22 protein-coding genes are annotated in these 20,933 nt (G+C 66.6%); 13 read left to right on the forward strand and 9 right to left on the reverse strand.

Annotated features, from left to right (window positions below; translation table 11 throughout):
• The first annotated feature begins 46 nt into the window (after positions 1–46).
• From AC1Q6X_RS07660 to kdoO, 4 genes are all read left to right on the forward strand, one after another.
• Positions 47–625 (forward strand): superoxide dismutase, encoded by a 579-nt coding sequence (locus tag AC1Q6X_RS07660; RefSeq protein WP_034751750.1) that lies wholly within the window; start codon positions 47–49, stop codon positions 623–625.
• A 125-nt stretch (positions 626–750) separates the two neighbouring features.
• Positions 751–3,717: a sensor histidine kinase gene (locus AC1Q6X_RS07665; RefSeq protein ID WP_492496207.1), complete on the forward strand. Its 2,967-nt coding sequence runs from the start codon at positions 751–753 to the stop codon at positions 3,715–3,717.
• Positions 3,718–3,854: 137 nt separating this feature from the next.
• Positions 3,855–4,214: a lysozyme inhibitor LprI family protein gene (locus AC1Q6X_RS07670; RefSeq protein ID WP_230503927.1), complete on the forward strand. Its 360-nt coding sequence runs from the start codon at positions 3,855–3,857 to the stop codon at positions 4,212–4,214.
• A 78-nt stretch (positions 4,215–4,292) separates the two neighbouring features.
• A complete protein-coding gene (kdoO, locus tag AC1Q6X_RS07675) occupies positions 4,293–5,168 on the forward strand; it encodes a Kdo hydroxylase KdoO (RefSeq protein ID WP_492496209.1) in 876 nt (291 codons plus the stop codon).
• A gap of 34 nt (positions 5,169–5,202) precedes the next feature.
• Here kdoO and AC1Q6X_RS07680 read toward each other — a convergent pair whose 3' ends face one another.
• Positions 5,203–6,801 (reverse strand): CYTH and CHAD domain-containing protein, encoded by a 1,599-nt coding sequence (locus AC1Q6X_RS07680; RefSeq protein WP_492496211.1) that lies wholly within the window; start codon positions 6,799–6,801, stop codon positions 5,203–5,205.
• Between the two features lie 120 nt (positions 6,802–6,921).
• Here AC1Q6X_RS07680 and mgrA point away from each other — a divergent pair, with 120 nt between their 5' ends.
• A complete protein-coding gene (gene mgrA / locus AC1Q6X_RS07685) occupies positions 6,922–7,962 on the forward strand; it encodes an L-glyceraldehyde 3-phosphate reductase (protein ID WP_492496213.1) in 1,041 nt (346 codons plus the stop codon).
• A gap of 75 nt (positions 7,963–8,037) precedes the next feature.
• Entirely contained in the window at positions 8,038–8,523 is a 486-nt protein-coding gene (locus AC1Q6X_RS07690) for a hypothetical protein (protein ID WP_492496215.1), read from the forward strand.
• Here AC1Q6X_RS07690 and AC1Q6X_RS07695 read toward each other — a convergent pair.
• The 3 genes from AC1Q6X_RS07695 to AC1Q6X_RS07705 all read right to left on the reverse strand — a co-directional run bounded on the left by AC1Q6X_RS07695 (position 8,508) and on the right by AC1Q6X_RS07705 (position 9,834).
• Positions 8,508–8,984: a DUF2244 domain-containing protein gene (locus AC1Q6X_RS07695; RefSeq protein WP_070289580.1), complete on the reverse strand. Its 477-nt coding sequence runs from the start codon at positions 8,982–8,984 to the stop codon at positions 8,508–8,510. The two genes, AC1Q6X_RS07690 and AC1Q6X_RS07695, sit on opposite strands and share 16 nt — an antisense overlap.
• Positions 8,985–9,071: 87 nt before the next feature.
• Positions 9,072–9,389 (reverse strand): hypothetical protein, encoded by a 318-nt coding sequence (locus AC1Q6X_RS07700; RefSeq protein WP_070224630.1) that lies wholly within the window; start codon positions 9,387–9,389, stop codon positions 9,072–9,074.
• A gap of 115 nt (positions 9,390–9,504) precedes the next feature.
• On the reverse strand, positions 9,505–9,834 hold the full coding sequence (locus AC1Q6X_RS07705; RefSeq protein ID WP_099410392.1) for a hypothetical protein: 330 nt from the start codon (positions 9,832–9,834) through the stop codon (positions 9,505–9,507).
• Between the two features lie 286 nt (positions 9,835–10,120).
• On the opposite strand from AC1Q6X_RS07705, the gene AC1Q6X_RS07710 reads away from it, so the two are divergent.
• The 7 genes from AC1Q6X_RS07710 (at position 10,121) to AC1Q6X_RS07740 (ending at position 16,757) form a co-directional block, all read left to right on the forward strand.
• Positions 10,121–10,438, forward strand: coding sequence for a DUF4148 domain-containing protein (locus tag AC1Q6X_RS07710; protein ID WP_492496217.1), 318 nt, complete (start codon positions 10,121–10,123; stop codon positions 10,436–10,438).
• 132 nt (positions 10,439–10,570) lie between these two features.
• The gene (locus tag AC1Q6X_RS07715; protein ID WP_492496219.1) at positions 10,571–11,983 is read left to right on the forward strand and encodes an efflux transporter outer membrane subunit; all 1,413 of its coding nucleotides are present in this window, start codon (positions 10,571–10,573) and stop codon (positions 11,981–11,983) included.
• Between the two features lie 73 nt (positions 11,984–12,056).
• Entirely contained in the window at positions 12,057–12,563 is a 507-nt protein-coding gene (locus tag AC1Q6X_RS07720) for a MarR family winged helix-turn-helix transcriptional regulator (protein WP_070224646.1), read from the forward strand.
• A gap of 10 nt (positions 12,564–12,573) precedes the next feature.
• Positions 12,574–14,718 carry an FUSC family protein gene (locus AC1Q6X_RS07725; RefSeq protein WP_492496221.1) on the forward strand — a complete coding sequence of 715 codons (2,145 nt, stop codon included), beginning with the start codon at positions 12,574–12,576 and terminating at the stop codon, positions 14,716–14,718.
• The gene (locus AC1Q6X_RS07730) at positions 14,708–14,908 is read left to right on the forward strand and encodes a DUF1656 domain-containing protein (protein WP_070224633.1); all 201 of its coding nucleotides are present in this window, start codon (positions 14,708–14,710) and stop codon (positions 14,906–14,908) included. The genes AC1Q6X_RS07725 and AC1Q6X_RS07730 overlap by 11 nt, the downstream gene beginning before the upstream one ends.
• 38 nt (positions 14,909–14,946) lie before the next feature.
• On the forward strand, positions 14,947–15,843 hold the full coding sequence (locus AC1Q6X_RS07735) for an efflux RND transporter periplasmic adaptor subunit (RefSeq protein WP_070313787.1): 897 nt from the start codon (positions 14,947–14,949) through the stop codon (positions 15,841–15,843).
• Positions 15,840–16,757 carry a LysR family transcriptional regulator gene (locus AC1Q6X_RS07740; RefSeq protein ID WP_492496224.1) on the forward strand — a complete coding sequence of 306 codons (918 nt, stop codon included), beginning with the start codon at positions 15,840–15,842 and terminating at the stop codon, positions 16,755–16,757. The genes AC1Q6X_RS07735 and AC1Q6X_RS07740 overlap by 4 nt, the downstream gene beginning before the upstream one ends.
• Before the next feature lie 9 nt (positions 16,758–16,766).
• Here the strand turns inward: AC1Q6X_RS07740 and AC1Q6X_RS07745 are convergent, their stop codons facing one another.
• From AC1Q6X_RS07745 to AC1Q6X_RS07765, 5 genes are all read right to left on the reverse strand, one after another.
• Positions 16,767–17,297 carry an ester cyclase gene (locus AC1Q6X_RS07745; RefSeq protein WP_492496226.1) on the reverse strand — a complete coding sequence of 177 codons (531 nt, stop codon included), beginning with the start codon at positions 17,295–17,297 and terminating at the stop codon, positions 16,767–16,769.
• Positions 17,298–17,411: 114 nt separating this feature from the next.
• The gene (locus tag AC1Q6X_RS07750) at positions 17,412–18,158 is read right to left on the reverse strand and encodes an SDR family oxidoreductase (protein WP_492496228.1); all 747 of its coding nucleotides are present in this window, start codon (positions 18,156–18,158) and stop codon (positions 17,412–17,414) included.
• A 90-nt stretch (positions 18,159–18,248) separates the two neighbouring features.
• Positions 18,249–18,473, reverse strand: coding sequence for a hypothetical protein (locus AC1Q6X_RS07755; protein WP_436498984.1), 225 nt, complete (start codon positions 18,471–18,473; stop codon positions 18,249–18,251).
• 14 nt (positions 18,474–18,487) lie between these two features.
• Positions 18,488–19,159: a thiol:disulfide interchange protein DsbA/DsbL gene (locus AC1Q6X_RS07760; protein ID WP_070219418.1), complete on the reverse strand. Its 672-nt coding sequence runs from the start codon at positions 19,157–19,159 to the stop codon at positions 18,488–18,490.
• A gap of 146 nt (positions 19,160–19,305) precedes the next feature.
• A complete protein-coding gene (locus tag AC1Q6X_RS07765; RefSeq protein WP_492496230.1) occupies positions 19,306–20,841 on the reverse strand; it encodes a TonB-dependent receptor domain-containing protein in 1,536 nt (511 codons plus the stop codon).
• Positions 20,842–20,933: the final 92 nt, after the last annotated feature.

Below are 20,933 nucleotides of genomic sequence, written 5' to 3' on the forward strand. Positions count from 1 at the left end.
GCCGCAGGCCGGTAGACTCCGAATACTCACCATAAAGGGACATCACATGGAACATACTCTGCCACCACTGCCGTATGAAATGGACGCTCTGGCGCCGCATATTTCGAAAGAAACCCTGGAATACCACTATGCCAAGCATCACCAGGCGTATGTCACCAACTTGAACAACCTGATCAAGGGTACCGAGTTCGAGAACCTGTCGCTGGAAGAGATCATCAAGAAATCGTCGGGCGGCATCTTCAACAATGCGGCGCAAGTATGGAACCACACCTTCTACTGGAACGGCATGAAGCCGGCCGGCGGCGGCGCGCCTGCGGGTGCCGTGGCTGACGCGATCAACGCCAAATGGTCGTCGTTCGACAAGTTCAAGGAAGAATTCACCAAGTCGTGCGTGGGCAACTTCGGTTCGGGCTGGACCTGGCTGGTGCAAAAAGCCGACGGCTCCGTCGACATCGTCAACACCTCGAACGCCGGCTGCCCGCTGACCACCGGCGACAAGCCGCTGCTGACCTGCGACGTGTGGGAACACGCCTACTACATCGACTACCGCAACCTGCGCGCCAAGTACGTGGAAACGTTCTGGGGCCTGGTCAACTGGGACTTCGTTGCCAAGAACTTCGCGTAAGCGGTCCTTGTCAACGTAGGGCAAAAAAAGCCTGCGCCATCCCGCGCAGGTTTTTTTTCGCCTGCTGAAAAGCAGGGCGCTGCGCTACAATCACTGCCCCGCCACCGCCATCTTCCTCTGCACCGATGTCCGCTCGCCTGCTGCGCCGCCTGTTGATGTTGCCCCTGCTGGCGTGCCACCTGCACGCATGCGCGGCCGCCCCCCTGCTGTCCGACTACACCCACAATGCCTGGGGCGCCTTGCAAGGCGCGCCCGTCGACGTGCTCAAATTCGCCCAGGGCAAGGATGGCTGGCTGTGGATCGCCACGGCCACCGGCTTGTACCGCTACGATGGCGTGCGCTTCGACCGCGTCGACAGCGTGTACGGCCACCGCCTGCCGTCGAGCAATGTGCTGGGCCTGGCCACGCCGCCGGACGGTGCCGTGTGGGTCGGCTACCGTCTCGGCGGCGTCAGCGTCTTTCGCCAGGGTGGCGCGCGCACCTACCGCGAAGCGGACGGCTTGCCGCCGGGCGCCGTGTTCCATATCGAGGCGGCGCCCGACGGCGCCATCTGGGTCGGCACGCGCGATGGCGCGGCGCGCCTGGCGCCCGGCGCGGACCGCTTCGTCGCGCAAGCGGCCAACGTGGGCCTGCCCGACAAGCGCGTGTACCAGATCCTGTTCGGGCGCGATGGCACGCAGTGGATGGGCACCATGCATGGCGTCTTTTTCCGCAGGCCGGGCGAGACGCGCTTTTCCCATGCCTGGCCGCGCACCCTCCTCACCGCCATGGACGAAGCGCCCGATGGCGCCATCTGGGCCGTCGACACGCACAGCAATTACTACCGCGTGCGCACCAGCGCGCCGCGCGGCGATGCGCCCATCCGGCCCGACGCCAGGGGCAACGGCATCCGCTTCGACCGCGCCGGCACCATGTGGCTGATGCAGCCCGATGGCATCGAACGCAAGTTCGACCCTGCCGGCCCCAGTCTGCCGGCCCAGCGCCTGACGCGCCAGAACGGCATCAGCGGCCCGCTGCCGCAAACGTCGTTCCAGGACCGCGAGGGCAATCTGTGGTTCGGCACCTCGACTGGCCTGGACCGGCTGCGGCCAAACCGCCTGCAGACCCTGGCCGTTGCCGTGCCCTTCGACCACCCAGGCATGCTGGCGGGACCCGATGGCGACGTGTGGATCGGCGACTACGTGAGCGACGTGCGCAGCTTTACGGCCGACGGGGTGAAAAAAGTGATTTTGAAAGGGGCGCTGGCGGCCAGCCACTGGGCGCCCGACGGCACGCTGTGGCTGGGCAACGAGCAGGAGCTGCACCACCGCGCGCGCGACGGCGCCATGACGCGCGTGACAGCGCCCGTGCAAGGACTCGATCCGCAGGCGCTGCAGCAGGACCGCTCGGGCGCCCTGTGGGCCTCGTTTTCCGGCGGCGGCCTGTTTCGCCTGAGCGAAGGAAAATGGAGCGCGAACGGCGGCCTGTCCGGCCTGCCGGCGGTGCTGACCACGGCCATGGCGATCGATGGCGCCGGCACCGTCTGGCTGGGCCATGCCGACAATACGGTCAGCCTGGTGGCCGACGGCCAGCGCGCGGGCGCCGTCAGGCGGCTCGGCGCGGCCGAGGGCCTGCAGGTGGGCACCGTGCTGCAGCTGTACCGCGATGGCGACGCGATGTGGGCCGGCGGCGAAAACGGCGTGGCCCTGTACCGCGCCGGGCGCTTCCACACCTTGCGCGGCGCGCGCGGCGCGGCGTTTCGCGGCGTGTCGGGCATCGTGCGCCTGCCGGACGGCGACCTGTGGCTGCATGGAGCGGACGGCATAAGCCATATCGGCGCGTCCAGCCTGGCCGCGTGGATGCGGGACGGCAGCGCCGTCGCCTCGGAACGCTTCGACGCACTCGACGGCTTGCAGGGCCATGCTTCGCAACTGCGCCCCGTGCCTTCTCTGATCCATGCGCCCGACGGCAAGCTGTGGTTCTCCACCTCGGCCACCATCGCCATGCTCGACCCGCTGCATATCCGCCGCAATCGCCTGCCGCCGCCCGTGCAGATCCACAGCTTGCTGGCCAATGGCGCGCGTTACGCGCTCGACGATGGCAAGCCGCTGCGGCTGCCGCAAGGCAGCAAGACCCTGCAGATCGGCTTCACGGCGCTGAGCCTGTCGATGCCGGAACGCGTGCGCCTGCGCTACCGGCTGGCGGGCGTGGACGCCGGCTGGCAAGAGGCGGTCGGGCGCCGCGAGGCGTACTACACCAACCTGGCACCGGGCAGCTACCGCTTCGACGTCACGGCCGCCAACGAAGACGGCGTGTGGAACACGCAGGGAGCCAAGCTCGACATCGTCATCGCACCCGCCTTCGTGCAGACGCCGTGGTTCGTCGTGCTGCTGGTGCTGGGCGCCGCGCTGCTGCTGTACGGCGGCTATGTGCTGCGCATCCGCCATCTGACGCGCAACATGCAGGAACGGCTGCAGGAACGCTTGCAGGAGCGCCTGGCCGAACGCTCGCGCATCGCCCGCTCGCTGCACGACACCCTGCTGCAAAGCGTGCAGGGCCTGATCCTGTCGTTCCATGCGCATGCGGACATGCTGCCCAAGGGCACGCGCGAACGGGCGCGCCTCGACGGCACCCTCAACCTGGCCGACCAGCTGCTGATCGAAGGCCGCGACCAGATCATGGATTTGCGCGCCTCGGCCGAACCGGACGAACTGCGGCTGGCGCTGCAGCAATTCGGCAAGGGCCTGGCCGAGCACCGCGCGCACGCCTTCACCGTGCACGTCAGCGGCAGCTGCCGGCGCCTGCAGCCGCGCGTGCATGACGAGGTCTATGCCATCGCGCGCGAAGCGCTGTTCAACGCCTCGCGCTATGCCGAGGCGGCAAACATCGTGCTGGAACTCGACTATGCGGAGCAGGCATTCACCCTGCGCGTGCGCGACGACGGCTGCGGTCTCGATGACGCCGTGGCGCAAACGGGCCAGCGGCCCGGCCACTGGGGCCTGGTCGGCATGCGCGAGCGCGCCGCCGGCATCGGGGCCAGCCTGCGCATCGACAGCCGGCCCGGCGCCGGCACGCAGATCGAAGTGAGCGTGCCGGGCCGCCTGGCCTACTGAGGGCGCTGGCGGGGCTGACGGAGCACGCCCGCAAGCGTCCGCGGGCGGGAGAGAAAATGTTATACGATGCGCAAGAGCGCCGTCTTGCTCACCGATCCTGCCCCACCACTTTCTGAAAGCCCGCCATGAAAAAATGCATGCTTGCCCTGCTCGTGTTTGCTTCCGGTTCCGCCTTCGCCAACTCGGCCTGCGACACGCCGCGCAACGACTTCGACGGCCTGTATTGCCTCAACAAGGTGTACCAGGAAGCGGACAAGGAACTCAACGCCAACTACAAGACACTCGCCGCCAAGCTCGATGCCGGCGGCAAGCAAAAGCTGAAATCGGGCCAGCTGGCGTGGATCGCCAACCGCAACGACGCCTGCTCCAAACGCGAATCGTCGGGTTTCTATGTGAATCTCGATTGCGCCACCAAGACCACCATCGAACGCGCGCAATTCCTGCAAGACCGCGTGCGCGAATGCGTGAGCGCCGGCTGCCAGAACAGCAAACTGTGATGTAAGTCTGCGCCAGCGCAAACGGGAGCGGGCGGCAAGCGCCCATACTGGCCGCTCCGATGTTTCCCCGTTTGTGCCATGAGCAAACTCATCGATATTTCCCTGGACCGGTGGGACGCCAGCGGCAGCGCCGCGCAGCAGGCGGCGGCGCTGCAGGCACTCGAAGATGGGCAAGTTGTGCTGCTGCCCCGCCTGGGCTTTTCCCTGCAACCGGAAGAGCATGTGCTGCTGAACGGCGCTGTGGGTAGCGCCAGCAGCGCCAAGAACATCAGCTGGGAACCGGCGCGCGGCGTGCGGGGCCACGGCGATGCCTGCGATGCGGCCCTGCTGGCCGCGCTGATGCAACGTTATGCGCAGCACACGCAGCGCTTGCTGGCCGGCTTGCTGCCCGGCTATGTTCCCCATCTGCGGCAAGGCAAGGGCAGCTTTCGCCCCGTGGAAATCGCCGGCCGGGTGACGTCCTGGCGCAAGGACGATACGCGCCTGCACGTCGACAGTTTCCCCTCCTCACCCACGCAGGGCCGGCGCATCTTGCGCGTCTTCAGCAACATCCATCCGCGCGGCGCGCCCCGCGTGTGGAAACTGGGCGCGCCGTTCGAACAGGTGGCGCAGCATTTTTTACCTCTTGCAAAGCGTCCGCAGCCCGTGCTGGCGGCGCTGCTGCACCGGCTGCGCATCACCAAGTCGCGGCGCACGGCCTACGATCACTACATGCTGCAGCTGCACGACGCCATGAAGGCCGATCTCGCTTACCAGGCGCAGGTGGAGCAATACACCCACGCATTCGCGCCGGGCCAGACGTGGATCGTCTTCAGCGACGCCGTATCGCACGCGGCCCTGCGGGGACAGCATGCGCTCGAGCAAACCTGGCTGCTGCCCGTGCGCGCCATGGCCGCCCCCCACAAATCGCCGCTGGCCATCCTCGAGCGCCAGTTGCAGCGGCCGCTGGCCTAGCCTGGTCTGGGCTCGCGCCCCGATAAAAGCGGATTCAGGCCGGCAAGCGGACCGCCTTGAAGCGCCGCCAGGCCTTGTGCATGCGGCCATCGCTGCCATCGGTCTGCGCGCGCGCCGCCAGATAGCCGCGCACGAAGGCCGCGTGCAGCCGCAAGCCGTCCTGGGCGGACTGGTCAGCCTCGTCGGCCTGGCCAGCCTGAACTTCGGGCAATTGCTGCAGCAGCCGGTCGGCCACCTGCACATCGTTGAGCCAGCCCAGTTCATCCTGCAAGGCCGACAAGCGTCCCACATACGGTTTCACGGCCCGTCCCGCAAACAGCGAGGCAAAGAATTCCGTCGCATAGCGCGTCTTCTTGGCCGCGATGCGCACTTGATGGCGCTGCTGCGGCGTGGCATGCAGCAGGCGCTTGCCGCGCTTCATCAGGCGGCGCTGGTCCTTGCGCAGGGTGGCGCGGGCAAACGGCGACACGCGCGCATCGAGGCGCCGCAATTGGCGCGCGGAACAGCCATCGCGCCAGGCGCGCGCCTGCAGCCAGCGCTGCAAGCCCAGCATGCAGGCCGTGTAGCGCGCCGAGGTGACGGCCTGGGCGGCTTGTTGGTGCTTGAGCCGCGCCTGCGCGTGCGCCGCCTGTGCCAGCGCCGCCGCATCGGCCTGCGCCTCGCCATCGAGCTGCGCCAGGGTATTGCCAGCCAACACATCCCAGTCGCGCGCCTCGCCCAGCGCGCCGCCCAGCCAGTCGAGTTCGGCCTTCAAGGCGTCCGGCAAGGCCAGCAGGGACTTGAACATGCCCAGCGCCGAGCGCAAACGGCGCAGTCCCACGCGCATCTGGTGCACGCTTTCCACATCCTCGCCCGCCGCCACGCCATCCTGGTTGCCGCTGACCTGTTCCAGGCAATTGCCGGCGATGGCCACAAACACCTGCTCCACCGACATGGCCGCGTCCAGCGCCAGCGGTTGCGCCTTGACGGCTTGCAAGGGGGTCGATGCCGCCAGCCGGTAACCGCGTTCCGCCTTGCTCATGTGGCCCAGCTGCAGCGGCACGTCCTGCAGCAGCGCCAGCGCCACGTCGAACAGGCTGGAAGCTTGCCCCTGCTTCAATTCCAGTTCGACCTCGCTGACGGGCACGCTGTATACGGTACCATCGGCACCATCGGCCGCATCCGCGCCGCTTTCAATGACACCCTGGTCCAGCACGCATTCGATCTGGTCGCCCTGCGGCGTGCGCAGCTGCCAGACGGTGCGCTCGATGCGTGTGGTAAACACGGGCTGCAAAGCGTCGCGGACGGCGTCCCGGCGCAGCAGCGCGCGGATGGGCTGCTTGCGGCCGATGGCCGAGTCGAGCGCGGCCAGATCCGGCTGCGGCCCCGGCACGTCGCCTTCCCATTCGTGGCGGCTGTGCAGGCCGCCGTTGACGGTGCCGCCCGCCTTCAGCGTTTGCACCCAGCGCCCGTCCACCTGTCGCACGCGCAAGCCCGCATGGTGGCGGCACAGCTGCAAATCGGGCGTATCGACATAGATATCGTGCATCTGCAGCACCTGCGGCGCACCTTGCGCAGCCTGCGCCAAGAGCGGGTGGGCGCGCAGACGGGGCGCGTCCTGCGGCGCCAGCAGCAATTTCAATTCGATTTCCATGTCCGCTCCTTGCAAGATTCCTGAACGCCCATTGTAAGGCGCGTCCCGCCGCGCGCAAGGCGCACGCACGCACACCTTGATTTTGCGCCAAAATAGGCGATTCATTTACAAGGAGACGCCATGACCTATCACGCCGCCGAGAACCGCTACGACAGCATGCCATACCGCACGTGCGGGCGCAGCGGGCTGAAATTGCCGCTGCTGTCCCTGGGACTGTGGCATAACTTTGGCGACAGCAACAATCTGGCCTCGCAGCGCGACATGCTGCGCACCGCGTTTGACCTGGGCATCACGCATTTCGACCTGGCCAATAACTACGGCCCGCCGTATGGCAGCGCGGAAAGCAATTTCGGCAGGCTGCTGCGCGACGATTTTTTACCGTACCGCGATGAGCTGATCATTTCCACCAAGGCGGGCTGGGACATGTGGCCGGGTCCGTACGGCCAGGGCGGCGGTTCGCGCAAATACGTGCTGGCCAGCCTGGACCAGAGCCTGCAACGCCTGGGCCTCGACTACGTCGACATCTTTTACTCGCACCGCTACGACGCCGACACGCCGCTGGAAGAAACCATGGGCGCGCTGGCGACCGCCGTGCAGCAGGGCAAGGCGCTGTACGTGGGCCTGTCGTCGTATTCGCCGCAAAAGACGGCCGAGGCGGCCGCCCTGCTGAAGGAGTGGAAAGTGCCGTGTTTGATCCACCAGCCTGCCTACAATATGCTCAACCGCTGGATCGAGGAAGACGGCTTGCTCGACACGCTGCAAGAACAGGGCATGGGCTGCATCACGTTCACGGCGCTGGCGCAGGGTTTATTGAGCGACAAATACCTCGATGGCGTGCCGCAGGATGCGCGCGTCAACCGCCCCGGCGGCGGCTCGCTGCTGCAAAAGCATCTGAGCGCGGAAAACCTGGCCCGCGTGCGCGCGCTGAACCAGATCGCCGCGCAGCGGGGCCAGACCCTGGCGCAGATGGCGCTGGCCTGGGTGCTGCGCGATCCGCGCGTCACCTCGACCCTGATCGGCGCAAGCAGCAGCGCGCAAATCCGCGAAAACGTGGCCGCGCTGCAGCAATTGTCATTCACGGCCGACGAGCTGGCCGCCATCGACGTGCAGGCGCGCGAAGGCCATATCAATCTGTGGGAAGGCCCGTCGCGGGCCACCTGAGGATCATCCCCCGCTTGTGGCGGCGGCAGCCAGCAGGTAGACTGCCGCCTCCCACGACATCCGCGACAAGGTTCCATGCAAGTCATCCCTGCCATCACCGTCTGTTTACTGCTTTCCTGTGCGGCCCCTGCCAGCGCGGCCAATTATTGCGACTCGCCGCAATGGTCGATCGTGCATAACAAGAGCTACGACGAGGTCATGCAGATCGCCACGAAGCGCGACAAGATCCGCGACGCCGAATGCAGTTTTACCGATGTGATCCTGCGCATCCAGAACGAGGAGGCCGGCATCGGGCGCTATCCGGGCATCCTGCTCATCGCCGACGCGCAGGATGAACGCTTCGTCGTTACCAGCCGCGTCGGCGCCTACACCATCTTCAGCTACCGCTATAACGACAAGCGCCTGCTGCAGTTTGCCATGAAGGATCACAGCTGGGAGGAAGGCGAAGCGTTCCAGGCCGGTGCCTACAAGATTACCGGCGTCAAGGAGTTCAAGACCATCACGGGCTTTCCCACCACCTTGCTGGTAGTACAGACTTTCCAGTTTTACGGGCCCAAATAGGGCGGCAGCAGCGCGCCCAACTCCTGCGCCACTTGCCGGCGCCGCTCGGGCGTGGCGAACACGCCCACCGCCACATGACGGGTAGCATCACACATATCGTTGATATGTATTAATTGGCGCGGCCCTTGCGGCACTTCGACGCGCGTGCGCCATGGCGAAAAGTGGTGGCGCCGGCAGCGGCCGGCGCTGACCTGTTCGACGATCAGCTCGCCGTCGCGCAGGGCGATGTGTTCATAGTCGCGCGCGTGGCGCAGGTAGTGCAGCAGAGCGGCGGCCACCAGGCCCAGTTCGGCGAACGAAAAGACGGGAATGGTCCAGAGGCCGCGCAGCGCAAAGGCGGCGGCAATGACGAGGGAAAACAGGCATAGCAAGCCATAGGCGCGCAGCAACTGGCGCGCCGTCAAGGCACTGTGGCGCGCGAGCAGCCATTGCGGCTGCTCGCGCGAGTGATCGCGTGGCATGGCGCCTCCCGCACTATCGCTCCATCACCGCGGCGGCCTTCGCCGCCGCCAGGTTCCGCCAGATCGTTCAGCCAGCGTGCGCCCGGGTCAGGCGCCCATCCTCACCAGCGCGTGGCCCACGTGCTGCCACCAGTGATCGCGCGACTTGACCTGTTTCAGGCAAGACGTGTCGATTTCCGTCGGAAACACGCGATCTTGGCACGCCTTCGTTTCCAGGGCATAGCGCTGGTTTTCCGCCGCCGCCAGGGCCACGATCAGCCAGAACGCCAGCGCCAGCAAGACCACCAGCGCACTCCAGGCCAGGTGATTGGTGTTACTTTTTTCGCCAAAAAACTCGCGCGGCCGCGTCTCGCGGTACATCGACATCAAGCCTTTTTCTTTCTCTTCCGACATCTGCGTTTGCATCCTCTGACATCCTATCCTGTGCCGGCCGGCTGGCCATGGCGGCAAGCACGCCGCCTTGCCAGCATTTTACGCTGATGGCGCCAGAGCGACAGCAATTTGCGGCCGGCCGCCGGCATCAGGGGCGCGGCGCTGGCGCCTGGGGAACGCCGGGTTCGCCATCGCCCTCCTCTGCGGGCCGCACGGGCGCCAGGCTTTCCACATGATCGACATCGATATCGCCGCCGTCGGGCGCCGTATTGCGCGGCTCCACGCCGGCCCGTTCGCCCGTGCCGGCCGCATCGCTGTCGTTATCGAGTTCTTCCGCATCCTGGCCGGGCACGCCCTGCATGTCGCTGCCGCTGTCGGAACTGTCGCTGGGACCGAGCGCGCCCTTGCCATGGCCGGAGCCCAGAACGCGGTCGGGCGTGACGGGCAAATTGTCCGGATCGAGTGTGCTGCTGCTCATGGCTGACTCCCGTTAACAAAAAAACCAGCTTACTCTCCTGGCCAGTCCAGTGGCGCACGGCTGCCCGACCTTTTCCGAGGGGAAAATGCGGCGGCGCACAACTATTTTCATAAATTACTTCACAAATGTACTATTCATTGCTATAGTTAATCCAAGTAAGCATCTTCTCATCCAGAAATTGCTTCATCGGCGGCACGGCGCCCACCAGCGCTATGCCGCCGAACCGACCGGTACGTGGCGATCCGGCCCATCCACCCAGCCATCATGCACATTTTGGAGTCTTCTCATGCAAGCCAAATCACTCATCGCAGCATTGTTTGCCATTACCACCGCTACTTCGGCGTTTGCCCAGAGCGCCGCGCCTGCCGCTGCCAGCCAGCAACTCACGCGTGCTGACGTCACGGCCGAATACATCCGTGCCCGCAACGCCGGCGAAATCGCCACCAGCGAAGTCGACTATCCGAAAACGCCGTCCACCGCCGCCAGCAAAGTGACGCGCGAACAAGTCATGGCCGAGTTCTACGCCGCCCGCAAGGCTGGCCTGATCCCGCAAACGGAAGCGGACTTTGATGTCGCGCAAACGGCCAAGCACGTCTTGCAATAAGAAACCAGTCAGCCGGTTTCAGTCAGTAACAACTCAGTTGCGGCGCAGCACTCGGGCCACTCCCGAAGCTCCCCGCGGCGAGCTGTGATACCCCAGCAGCACCCCCAACACTACCTCTCCCGGAGTTCCTGCATGTCCCTGTACCGCCGTTTGCTTGCCGCCAGCCTGACCCTTGCCTTGAGCGCTTGCGCCGACATGGGCCATATCGCGCCGCAATCGGCCATGCTCGACGCCAACAAGCTGCAGGCGAGCCAGGCCATGGATGCCGCCGCCAGCGCCGCCATACAATGGCCGCGCACGCAATGGTGGCAAGACTTGCACGACCCGCAATTGAACCGGTTGATGGACCAGGCGCTGGCCGACAGCCCCACCCTGCGCGGCGCCCAGGCGCGCGTGCGCCAGGCCGAGGCGCTGGCCGGTGCGGCGGAAGACAAGACCCGCCCGCAGGCGGACGCGAACGTCTCCATCAACCGCGAACTGTATTCGCAGCACGGCAGCACGCCGGCGCCGCTGGCCGGCAACTATGCCTGGCGCAACCAGGCCACCGTCACGGCCTCGTACGACCTGGACCTGTGGGGCCGCAACCGCGCCGCCCTGTCCGCCGCCCTGGGCGACGTGCAGATGGCGTCGGCCGAATCGCAGATGGCCCGCCTGGCCCTGGAAACGGCGCTGGTGCGCACCTACATCCAGCTGTCATACGAATTCCAGCTGCAGGACGTGATCGAGCGCAGCCTGGCGCAGCGCGCCCGCATCCTCGACATCACGCGCCAGCGCAAGGCGGCCGGCATCGGCACGGACATTGACGTGGCGCAGATCGAAACCACCCTGCCCGCGGGACGCCGCCAGCTGGAGCAGTCGGCCGAGTCGCTGGCCCTGCTGCGCAACCAACTGGCGGCCCTGGCGGGCAAGGGGCCGGCGGCCGGCGCGGCGCTCACGCGCCCCGTGCTGCGCCTGGACGAGCCGCTGGCCATTCCCGCCGCCCTGCCGGCCGACCTGATCGGCCGACGTCCCGACATCGCCGCCCAGCGCTGGCGAGTGGAAGCGGCGGCGCAGCGCATCGACGCGGCCAAGGCCGAGTTTTACCCTAACGTCAACCTGGTGGCGTTCGCCGGCTTCCAGGCCTTCGGTTTCAGCCACTTTCTCGACGCCAACTCAGAGGTCCGCGGCGCCTCACCCGCGCTGAGCCTGCCCATCTTTGCCGGCGCCCGCCTGCGCGCCCAGCTGGGCAGCCAGACGGCCGTGTACGACGGTGCCGTGGAGCAGTACAACGCCACCGTCATCAATGCCATGTCGGACGTGGCCAACGCCGTCACCCGCGCCCAGTCGCTGGCCAAACAGCATCAGCTGACCGTGCAGGCGCTGGCCACGGCGCAGCGCGCGCGCGACCTGGCGGAAAAAGCGTACAAGGCGGGCATGAGCGACGCCATCGCCATGCTCAACACGCAAGTGGCGCTGCTGGCGGAAGAACAGCAGCAGGCGCAAAATGGGGCGCGCGAGCTCGATCTGTACGTTTCCTTGATGAATGCATTAGGAGGCGGCATCTAAGCTTGCAATCCTGGCATTGCCCTAGCCCAACAAGATACAATCGGAACTTTATTCACACATGAAGGAATATGACATGACCGCTTTTGACGCCACCTCCAAGCGGCTGCAAAACATCCGCACGCGCATGCCAGGCTTCCCCATGGAACTGATGCGCCTGCTGCGCATGACGTACCACATCCAAAAAGGCATGAAGGACTTGACCAATGCCGCGCTGAAAAAGCACGACCTGGTCGATGCCAGCTACATGGTGCTGGCCGTGCTGTACGGCACGGACGACGAAACCTCGAACGCCTGCACCCTGGGCATGGCGTGCCATGAAAAGCCGGCCAACCTGACGCGCGTGTGCAACGACCTGGAAACGCGTGGCCTGATCCACCGCGGCACGCGCCCCGGCGACCGCCGCTCCGTGATGATCTCGCTGACCGACAAGGGCCGCGCGCTGATCGAAACGGCGCTGCCCGACGTGTACCAGGAAACCTCGGCCCTGTACGACGGGTTCACGGAAGAAGAGCTGCAAGTGCTCGACAAGCTGTACATGCGCCAGCTGCGCAACCTGAACAATCTCAACAACCAGAACTGATAGCCTATCGATGACGCCAGCCACAGCAACAAAACCCACATATGGCCCCCTGAACCGGGCGGCCCACTGGCTGGCGCTGGCGCTGCAGGACTGGCGCGCGACGGAAGGCGAACGCTGGATCTACGTCGGCAAGACTCTCATCGCCGCGTTCTGCGCGCTGTGGCTGGCCTACCGCCTGGGCCTCGATTCGCCGAGCACGGCGATGACCACCACCATCATCCTGGCCCTGCCCAGCAGCGGCATGGTGCTGGAAAAAAGCTTTTACCGCCTGTGCGGCACCCTGCTCGGCTGCACGGCCGCGCTGACCCTGATCGGCCTGTTCCCACAGCAGCCCGTGCTGCTGTTCGCCGGCCTGGCCCTGTGGGTGGGCCTGTGCACGAGCGGCTCGGCCCTGCACCGCAACGCGCAATCGTATGTGTACGTGCTGGCCGGCTACACGGCCTGCATGATCGTGCTGCCCGCCATCGAGCAGCCGATGCAGGTGTTCTCGCTGGCCGTCACGCGCGTGGCTGAAGTGGGCCTGGGCATCATCTGCTCGGCCGCCGTCTCCAGCGTGCTGCTGCCGCGCCACCAGGGCACGCAGGTGATGCGCACGGTGCAGGCGCGCTACGGCAAATTCCTCGCCTTCTGCCATGACGTGCTGCAGCAAAAGCTCACGCCGGCCCAGGTGGAACTGACGCATCTGCAGTTTGCCGCCGACGTGGCGGCGCTGGAACTGGGGCGCTCGGCTGCGCTGTTCGAAGTGACCAGCAAAGTGAGCCACGTGCGCGCGCAGAACCGCAAGCTGCACGCCTTCAACGCCACCTTCATGACGGCGCTGACCACCTTCTATACCTTCCACCGCCTGTTCGACCGCCTGCAGCGCGATGGCGAAACCCAGGTCATGCAGGTCTGCGCGCCCCTGTACGCCATCGTCGCCGAGGCGCTGCAGACGACGCCTTCGCAAGACTCGCTCGACACCATGCAGCGGCATTTGCAGGCGGCGCTGGCGCAGGCGCGCGCGGACATCGACGGCGCGGCCATCGCGCATGCGCAGCGCATCGATTTCGACACCGTGTGCGAGCTGCTCGAGCGCTTCGCGCGCGACATGAGCCGCTTTCACGAAGTGTATTTCAGCCTCGTGCACGACACGCCGCTCGACGTGAGCACGCCGCAGGCATATGCGCCGAAGACGCCGCCCGCGCTGGTGCTCGCCAGCGGCGCGCGCGCCGGCATCAGCCTGGCCCTGCTGGCGCTGGGCGCCTACTTCCTCGCCTGGCCCTACGCCAGCACGGCGATGCTGATGGCGGCCGTGTTCTGCGCGCTGGCCTCGTCCTCGCCGCGCCCCATCATGATGATCCGGCAAGTGCTGACGGGTTTTTTGATCGCCATGCCCATGTCGCTCGTCTGCGTGTACTTCGTGCTGGTGCACGGCGACGGCTTCCCCATGCTGGTACTGAGCTTTGCGCCCTTCCTCGCCGTCGGCCTGTACCTGATGACGAATCCGGCCAAGCTGGGCGTGGGCCTGGGCGTGTCCACCTTCATCACGCAGATGGCGCCGACGAATCTGATGCACGTCGACGGCGCGGCCTTTTTGAACACGGGCATGGCGCTAATCGTCGGCCTGATGCTGGCCGCCCTCGTGTTTGCCGTGCTGCTGCCCGAGCACACGATGGGCCACAAGGACCATATCGGCCCGGCCCTGTGGCGCGAGGCGCTGCAGGCGTGCACGGCGCCGGCGCGACGAGTCAAGCACCGCTTCGACAACCGCGTGCGCGACCTGCTCAGCCAGCTCAATGCGGCGGCCGGGCCGGCGCCGGGCGAGGCCACGCGCGCCGTCGTGCGCCAGGCCCTGACCCTGCTGGAGATCGGCCATTCCGTGATCGAATTGCGCGAACTGATCGCGACCGCCCGCCCGGGCGCCACGCGCCATGCGCTGCAGCAGTGCGTGGACGGCATCGCCGCCTGGCTGCGCACGCGCGGCGATGCGCAACTGCAGGCGGCGCTGGCCGCCACCCTGCAGGCGGGCGCCGTGGTGCGCGCGGCGCAAGCGGAAGCGGAAGCGACAGCCGAACGCAGCGCACGGTTGCAGACGGCCTTGGCCGACCTGCATTCGATCTACACCTCATTACTCGACCACATGGCGCCTGGCGCCGGAGACCACCATGCCGCGTGAATTCGCCCTGTTCGGAATTCTGATTCCTACCCTGCTGCCCCTGTTCATCCTCAGCATCGGCCTGCAAACCCTGCTCGACCGCGTGCTGGGCTGGCTGGGCGTGTACCGCATGGTATGGCACCCGTCGCTGGCGCGGCTGTGCATCTTCATCGCCATCTTCGGCGCGCTCGCTCTATCGCTTTACAAATAAAAAAAACTGTTCAACCCAATCAAGGAAAGGCTGCCGACATGGTAAGCAAACTGACACGCTATGCAATCACCCTGCTGCTCTTGGCAGCAGCCCTGTGGATAGGCAAGACCGTCTGGGACCGCTACATGGAGTCGCCGTGGACGCGCGACGGCCGCATCAAGGCCGACATCGTCAACATCAGCGCCGACGTGGCCGGCACCGTCACGGACGTGCTGGTGCGCGACAACCAGGTGGTGCAAAAAGGCGACGTGCTGTTCGTCGTCGACAAGGAACGCTACACCAGCGCGCTGGCCCAGGCCGACGCCGTGCTGGCCGCGCAAAAAACGGAAATGGGCCGCCGCGGCAAGGAAGCGCAGCGCCGCGCAGGCCTCGACGCCAGCATCATCTCGACGGAAAGCCGCGAAAGCGCGGCCTTTGCCGCCAGCTCGGCCTCGTCGCAAGTGCAGGCCGCCGTGGCCGCGCGCGCGCTGGCGCAACTGAACCTGGAACGCACCACCGTGCGCGCGCCCGTCAGCGGCTACGTGACGAACCTGAACGTGCACAAGGGCGATTTCGCCGCCGTCGGCGCGGCCAAGCTGGCCGTCATCGACAGCGCCTCGTACTACGTCGTCGGCTACTTCGAAGAGACCAAGCTGGGCATGCTGGCGCAGGACGACAAGGCGGAAATGAATTTGATGAGCGGCGGCACCCTGCACGGCCACATCGAGAGCATCGCGCGCGGCATCACCGACCGCGATGCCGCCACGGGCCGCGAACTGCTGGCCGACGTCAATCCCACCTTCAACTGGGTGCGCCTGGCGCAGCGCGTGCCCGTGCGCATCCACATAGATGAACAAGACAGGAATCAGGTCCTGGTAGCCGGCACCACCTGCACCGTGGTGATCACGCCCCATTCGGCACCGGCGCCGAAACCAGCGGCGGCGCACCCGGCATGATCATGATGCGCGGCGGCGCCGGGCGCCTGGCGGAAATCGCCCTGTTCCTCGACGCTGCGGTGCTGGGCAGCTTTTCCGCGGCCGGCCGCAAGCACGGTTTGTCGCCGGCCGCCGCCAGCGCCGCCATCGCGCGCCTGGAAACGGCGCTGGGCGCCACCCTGTTCGAGCGCACCACGCGCCAGCTGCGCCTGACGGAAGAAGGTTTGCACTATCGCCAGTACAGCGAACAGGCGCTGGACTTGCTTGCGCAGGCCGAAGACGGCTTGCACGCGGGCGGCGGCGCCGTGCGTGGCGTGGTACGGATCTCGGCGCCGTCCGACATCGGCCGCCAGCTGCTGCTGCCCATGCTCGACCGCTTTGCCGCGCTGCACCCGCAGTTGCGCCATGCGCTGACCCTGACGGACATGACGGCCAATCTGGTGCAGGACGATATCGACCTGGCCATCCGCTACGGCGAGCTGCCCGACAGCGACATGGTGGCGCGCCTGCTGCACCGGGGCAGGCGCGTCGTGTGCGTGGCGCCCGCGCTGGCCGCCAGAGTGGGCGTGCCGGCCGCGCCGCGCGACCTGGCACAGCTGCCGACGCTGGTGCTCACGGCCGGCGACGGCGCGCCGCAGGAATGGCGCTACCGCGAAAACGGCAAGCGCCACAGCCTGCGCCTGGCGGGGGACTGGCACAGCAACGACGGCGAAATCATCCGCCGCTGGGCCGTGGCCGGCCATGGCTACGCCTACAAATCGCTGCTCGACATCGGCGACGACCTGCGCGCGGGGCGCTTGCAGACGGTGCTCGACAATTATTTTGCCGACAGCGTCCCCCTGAACCTGCTGTACCGGCGCAGCCGCTTCCAGCCGCCGCGCGTCGCCCTGCTGGCCGACTTCCTCGTGCAGCAGTTCGCCGCGCTGCAAGCCTGACGGCCGCCCTTACTGCGGCAGCACGCCCAGCTGGCGCAGCAGGGTCAGGTTGTCTTCCAGGTGCCAGTTGTCGCTGATGCGCCCTTGCGCATTGACACGGTACAGATCAAACGCATGGAAATCGACGGCTTGTCCCTGCCCCTGCAAGGGTCCCTGCGGCGTGGGGAAGACACCCGTGAAGCGGCCCGTGAAATGCAGGCGCAAAGTCACCCGGTCGCCCGCTACCAGCATCTCCTCGATGGCCACCTTCAAGTCCGGCACGGCCGCGTGAAACACCTGCGACGCCTGCAGCGGGCCGGCCAATCCCTGCGGCCGGCCGGCGGGCAAGGTGCGGTCCGTAAAATCATCGGCCAGCGCCAGCCGCGCCAGGGCCGGGTCGCCGCTTTCCCAGAACGCGGCATAGCGGCGCGCGGCCAGCGCCACCGTGGCGTCGGCTTGCGCGCCGGACAAATGGGCCGGCATGGGCAAATTGGTGGCGGAATGGACTGGCGCGGCGGCCAGCAGGGACAGTGCCAGGATGGCGGGAGCAAAAGTGGACATGGTGGTTCCAAATGAGTTGATCGGCGTGCATATGGCACACCACCATTCTGGACTCGCTTGCCCTGCTTGATAATTGGCCCCGCGCTTGAAGCAATTGCTTGCCAGGGTTGAAAATCAGCGCCCGCCGGCCACGTCGAGGATGCTGCCCGTCACATAGCTGGCCCCCGGTCCCAGCAGGTACAGGATGGCGGCGGCGATTTCTTCCGGCTGGCCGCCCCGCTGCATCGGTACGCCCGATGCCAGGCGCGCCACCCTGCCCGGTTCGCCGCCCGAGGCGTGGATGTCCGTGTAGATGATGCCGGGCCGCACGCCGTTGACGCGGATGCCTTCGGCCGCCACTTCCTTCGCCAGGCCCAGGGTCAGGGTATCGACGGCGCCTTTCGAGGCAGCGTAATCGATGTATTCGTCCGGAGAACCGATGCGCGCCGCCACCGACGAGACATTCACGATGCGTCCGCCCTGCCCGCCGCTCGCCGTCGACATGCGCCGCACGGCCTGCTGGCAGCACAGGAAATAACTGATCACGTTGGTGCGCAGCACGCGTTCGAGGCGCTGCACGGACATGTCGACCAGCCGGCATTTCCGCTCCAGCACGCCCACGTTGTTGACCAGCGCCGTGAGCGTGCCCAGGCGCGCATCGACTTCATCGAACAGGCGCGCCACGTCCGCTTCCTCGCTGACGTCGGCCTGCACGGCGATGGCCTCGCCGCCCGCCGCCACGATGCGCGCGCACAGTTCCCCGGCCGCCTGCGCATCGCGCACATAGTTGATGCAGACGGCATAGCCCTGGCGCGCCGCCAGCAGCGCCGTCGCCGCACCGATGCCGCGGCTGCTGCCCGTAATCAGGATCACTTCCTTCATCGTCCCTCCTGAATAGTTGTGGCTGCTTGTGGCTGCATCATACGCGGCCGAAAAAAACCCGCGCGCGGCGGGTTTTTCGTACTGACACATTCAATTTCGGAAATGCGTCATGGCATAAGTCAGGTGCTGCCACCAGTGTTCGCGCGTCTGCACGGACGCCAGGCATTTCGCATCGACCTCGTTCTTGAACGCGGGGTCCACGCAAGCCTTGCTGGCCAGCGCATTGCGCTGGTTTTCCACGTTGACGATGGCAATCGACAACCACGCCACGAGGGCGACGGCCAGTACGCACAGGGTCCAGGGCAGCTGTTTCATGGTGTTCTCCGGTGTTACTTCTTCGCTGGCGCGGGAGCGCGCTCTTTCAGGACGCGCGCCACCAGTTCATCCATCACGCGCAAGGTCGCCGCCTGGGTCTGCGGCTCGGACTGGCCCGGACGCGACAACTGCGCCGGCGACGTCACGAAACGGCCGTCGATGACGATGGTCGGCGCGCTGTCGATCTTGCTGGCCGCGATCAGCTGCTCGTTGCGTTTCAGCTTGGTCTGCACGCCGAACGAATTGAACATGTCCAGGTATTTCGCCTTGTCGATGCCGTTCTTCACCAGCAGGTCGAGGATGGCGTCATCGCGGTTCAGGCGGTTGCGCTCGACGTGGATGGCGCGGAAGATCTTGTCGTGGAACTGGTCCAGCTGGCCCATCGCTTCAAGCGTGGCGTAGGCGTGCGCCTGCGGATCCTTCGGGCCCGAGAAGGCCAGGTGGATGCGGCGGAAGGCGATCTTGTCGCCCTGCTTCTTGACCCAGTCGTGCATCAGCGGATCGAGCGCGTAGCAATGCGGGCACGAGTACATGAAGTACTCGACCACTTCCACCTTCTTGCCCGTGTCCGTGCGCACTGGCGTCGGGAGCGTGGTAAAGCCGGTATCGGCCGCCATGGCGCCGCCGGTGGCCGCCACCAGGGTGACGGCGGCAAGCAGGGGACGCAAGAAACGCAGAAAACGCATAATAATCCTTCATCATAAGTGGTCGTGAACGGGGCGAGATTACCACTTTTTGCGCCGGGCGATGAAGCCCGGGCGGAAAAAAGGCGCTTTTGCGCGCTCCGTTTGCGCCCGATTAAGCCGCTCTTAAGCGCCGCCGTGCCCGTGCCTCAGAAATGGTAGCGCGCGGCCACGCGCAACTGGCGCGCATCGTTGAGGTAAATGCTGGAGCGGCAGCCCGGCGCATCGCCGTAATGGCGGCGGTTGGCCAGGTTGCTGCCGGCCAGCTCCAGCTCCCACGCGCCCAGCTTGCGCACGTAACGCCCGTCCACGGTGGCAAACGCAGGCACTTGCGCCAGGCAGCTGCCGGCGAAATCGGGGCCGTAACGCAGGGCGCGCAGCCATTGCACGCCCACGTCGGCACTGGCGCCGCCCTGCCCCGTCCAGTACAGGCGCAGGCTGGCCAGGGTTTTCGGCACGAGGGCGATGTCCGGGCCGTCATAGGCGTAATCGTCATAGCGCGCATGCACCTGGCGCAGCTGAGCGTCGAGGCGCCAGTCGCGCGCCAGCGCCATGCCGGCCTCGATGGCGATGCCTGCGCGGCGCGAGGGATCGAGGTTGCCCGCAAAGCCCAGCTGGCCCAGGTTCTGGTCGAAGACGATCTGGTTGCTCAGGCGCTCGCTGAACACGCGCACGGAAGCGCTGCGCGCCGCGTCGCCGTAGGTGGCGCCCACTTCCATTTCGCGCCGCAGCTGCCCCGCCAGGGGACGGTAGCCGGCGCGGGTATAGCCATCGTCATCAATGCGGTAGCTGCGCGCGGCCCTGGCGTACACGCTCAGCTGCGGGCGCAGCTGCAGGCTGCCCTGCAAGTCCCACGCATTCTGGTTTTCCCAGTCGCTGCCGCCGGCGGGCATGTCGGCCGGGTCGAGCTGGAACTGTTCATGCCGCAGTCCCAGCAGCAGGCGCGGCGCATACAGGCCGCCGAAGGCCAGCTCTTCGCGCAGCAACAGCGCGCGCGAGTACTGGCGCCGCTGCGCATCGCCCGCGCGGCCCGAGCGCCGCTGCCACTGCATCAGGTCCAGGCCCACTTCCGTGTCCGTGCCCACGCCAGCCACCTTGCCGTAATGGCGCAGGCGCGGCGCCAGCTGGCGGCGGCGGCTGCTGTACGTCGATTCGATGCTGCCGTCCTCGCCCGCATAGTGGGCCGTAGCGCGCTTTTCCCGCTGCGACAGTTCCACGCCCAGCTCGAAACTGCCCACATAGCGCTGCACGAAGGCGCTGGCGCGCCGCACCTCATAGCGGTACAGGTCTTCCGGGCGGGCCGTCAGCAAGGCCAGGAACGGTGCTTCGGGCGCGGGATAGCGGGTGTCCTGGTTCAGCTGGTCGGCGCTGAAGCCGAAGCGGCCCTGGCGCAGCTTCCATTCCGCGCCGCCGTTGAAGCCGCGCTGGTGAAACACGCTGCCATCGCGGTAATTGCCATTGCGCAGGCCATCGATGGCCACGTCGAGCGACATGCCGCCCTGGTCGCGCGACAGGGCGCCGCGCATGCTGTGCTGGCCGCCCTGCGCCAGTTCGGCGGACAAATCGCCGTGCGTGACGCCGGCCGCGCCACCATCCGCGCCGTCCTGTGCGCGCGCAGGCATGGTCAGGGTGCACAAGAGCAAGATGCGCGCGGCGATGGTCAGGGCGGAAGGGGCAGGCATCATGGCGGAAAGCTGGGTGCGCTACCTGGGCGCGAACGCACGGTAGTAGGAGGATGGCAAAAGCGAATCATTATACGCACGGCGCGCGGCGCCGC

This window comes from Janthinobacterium sp. GW823-FHT06H09 (assembly GCF_058794735.1).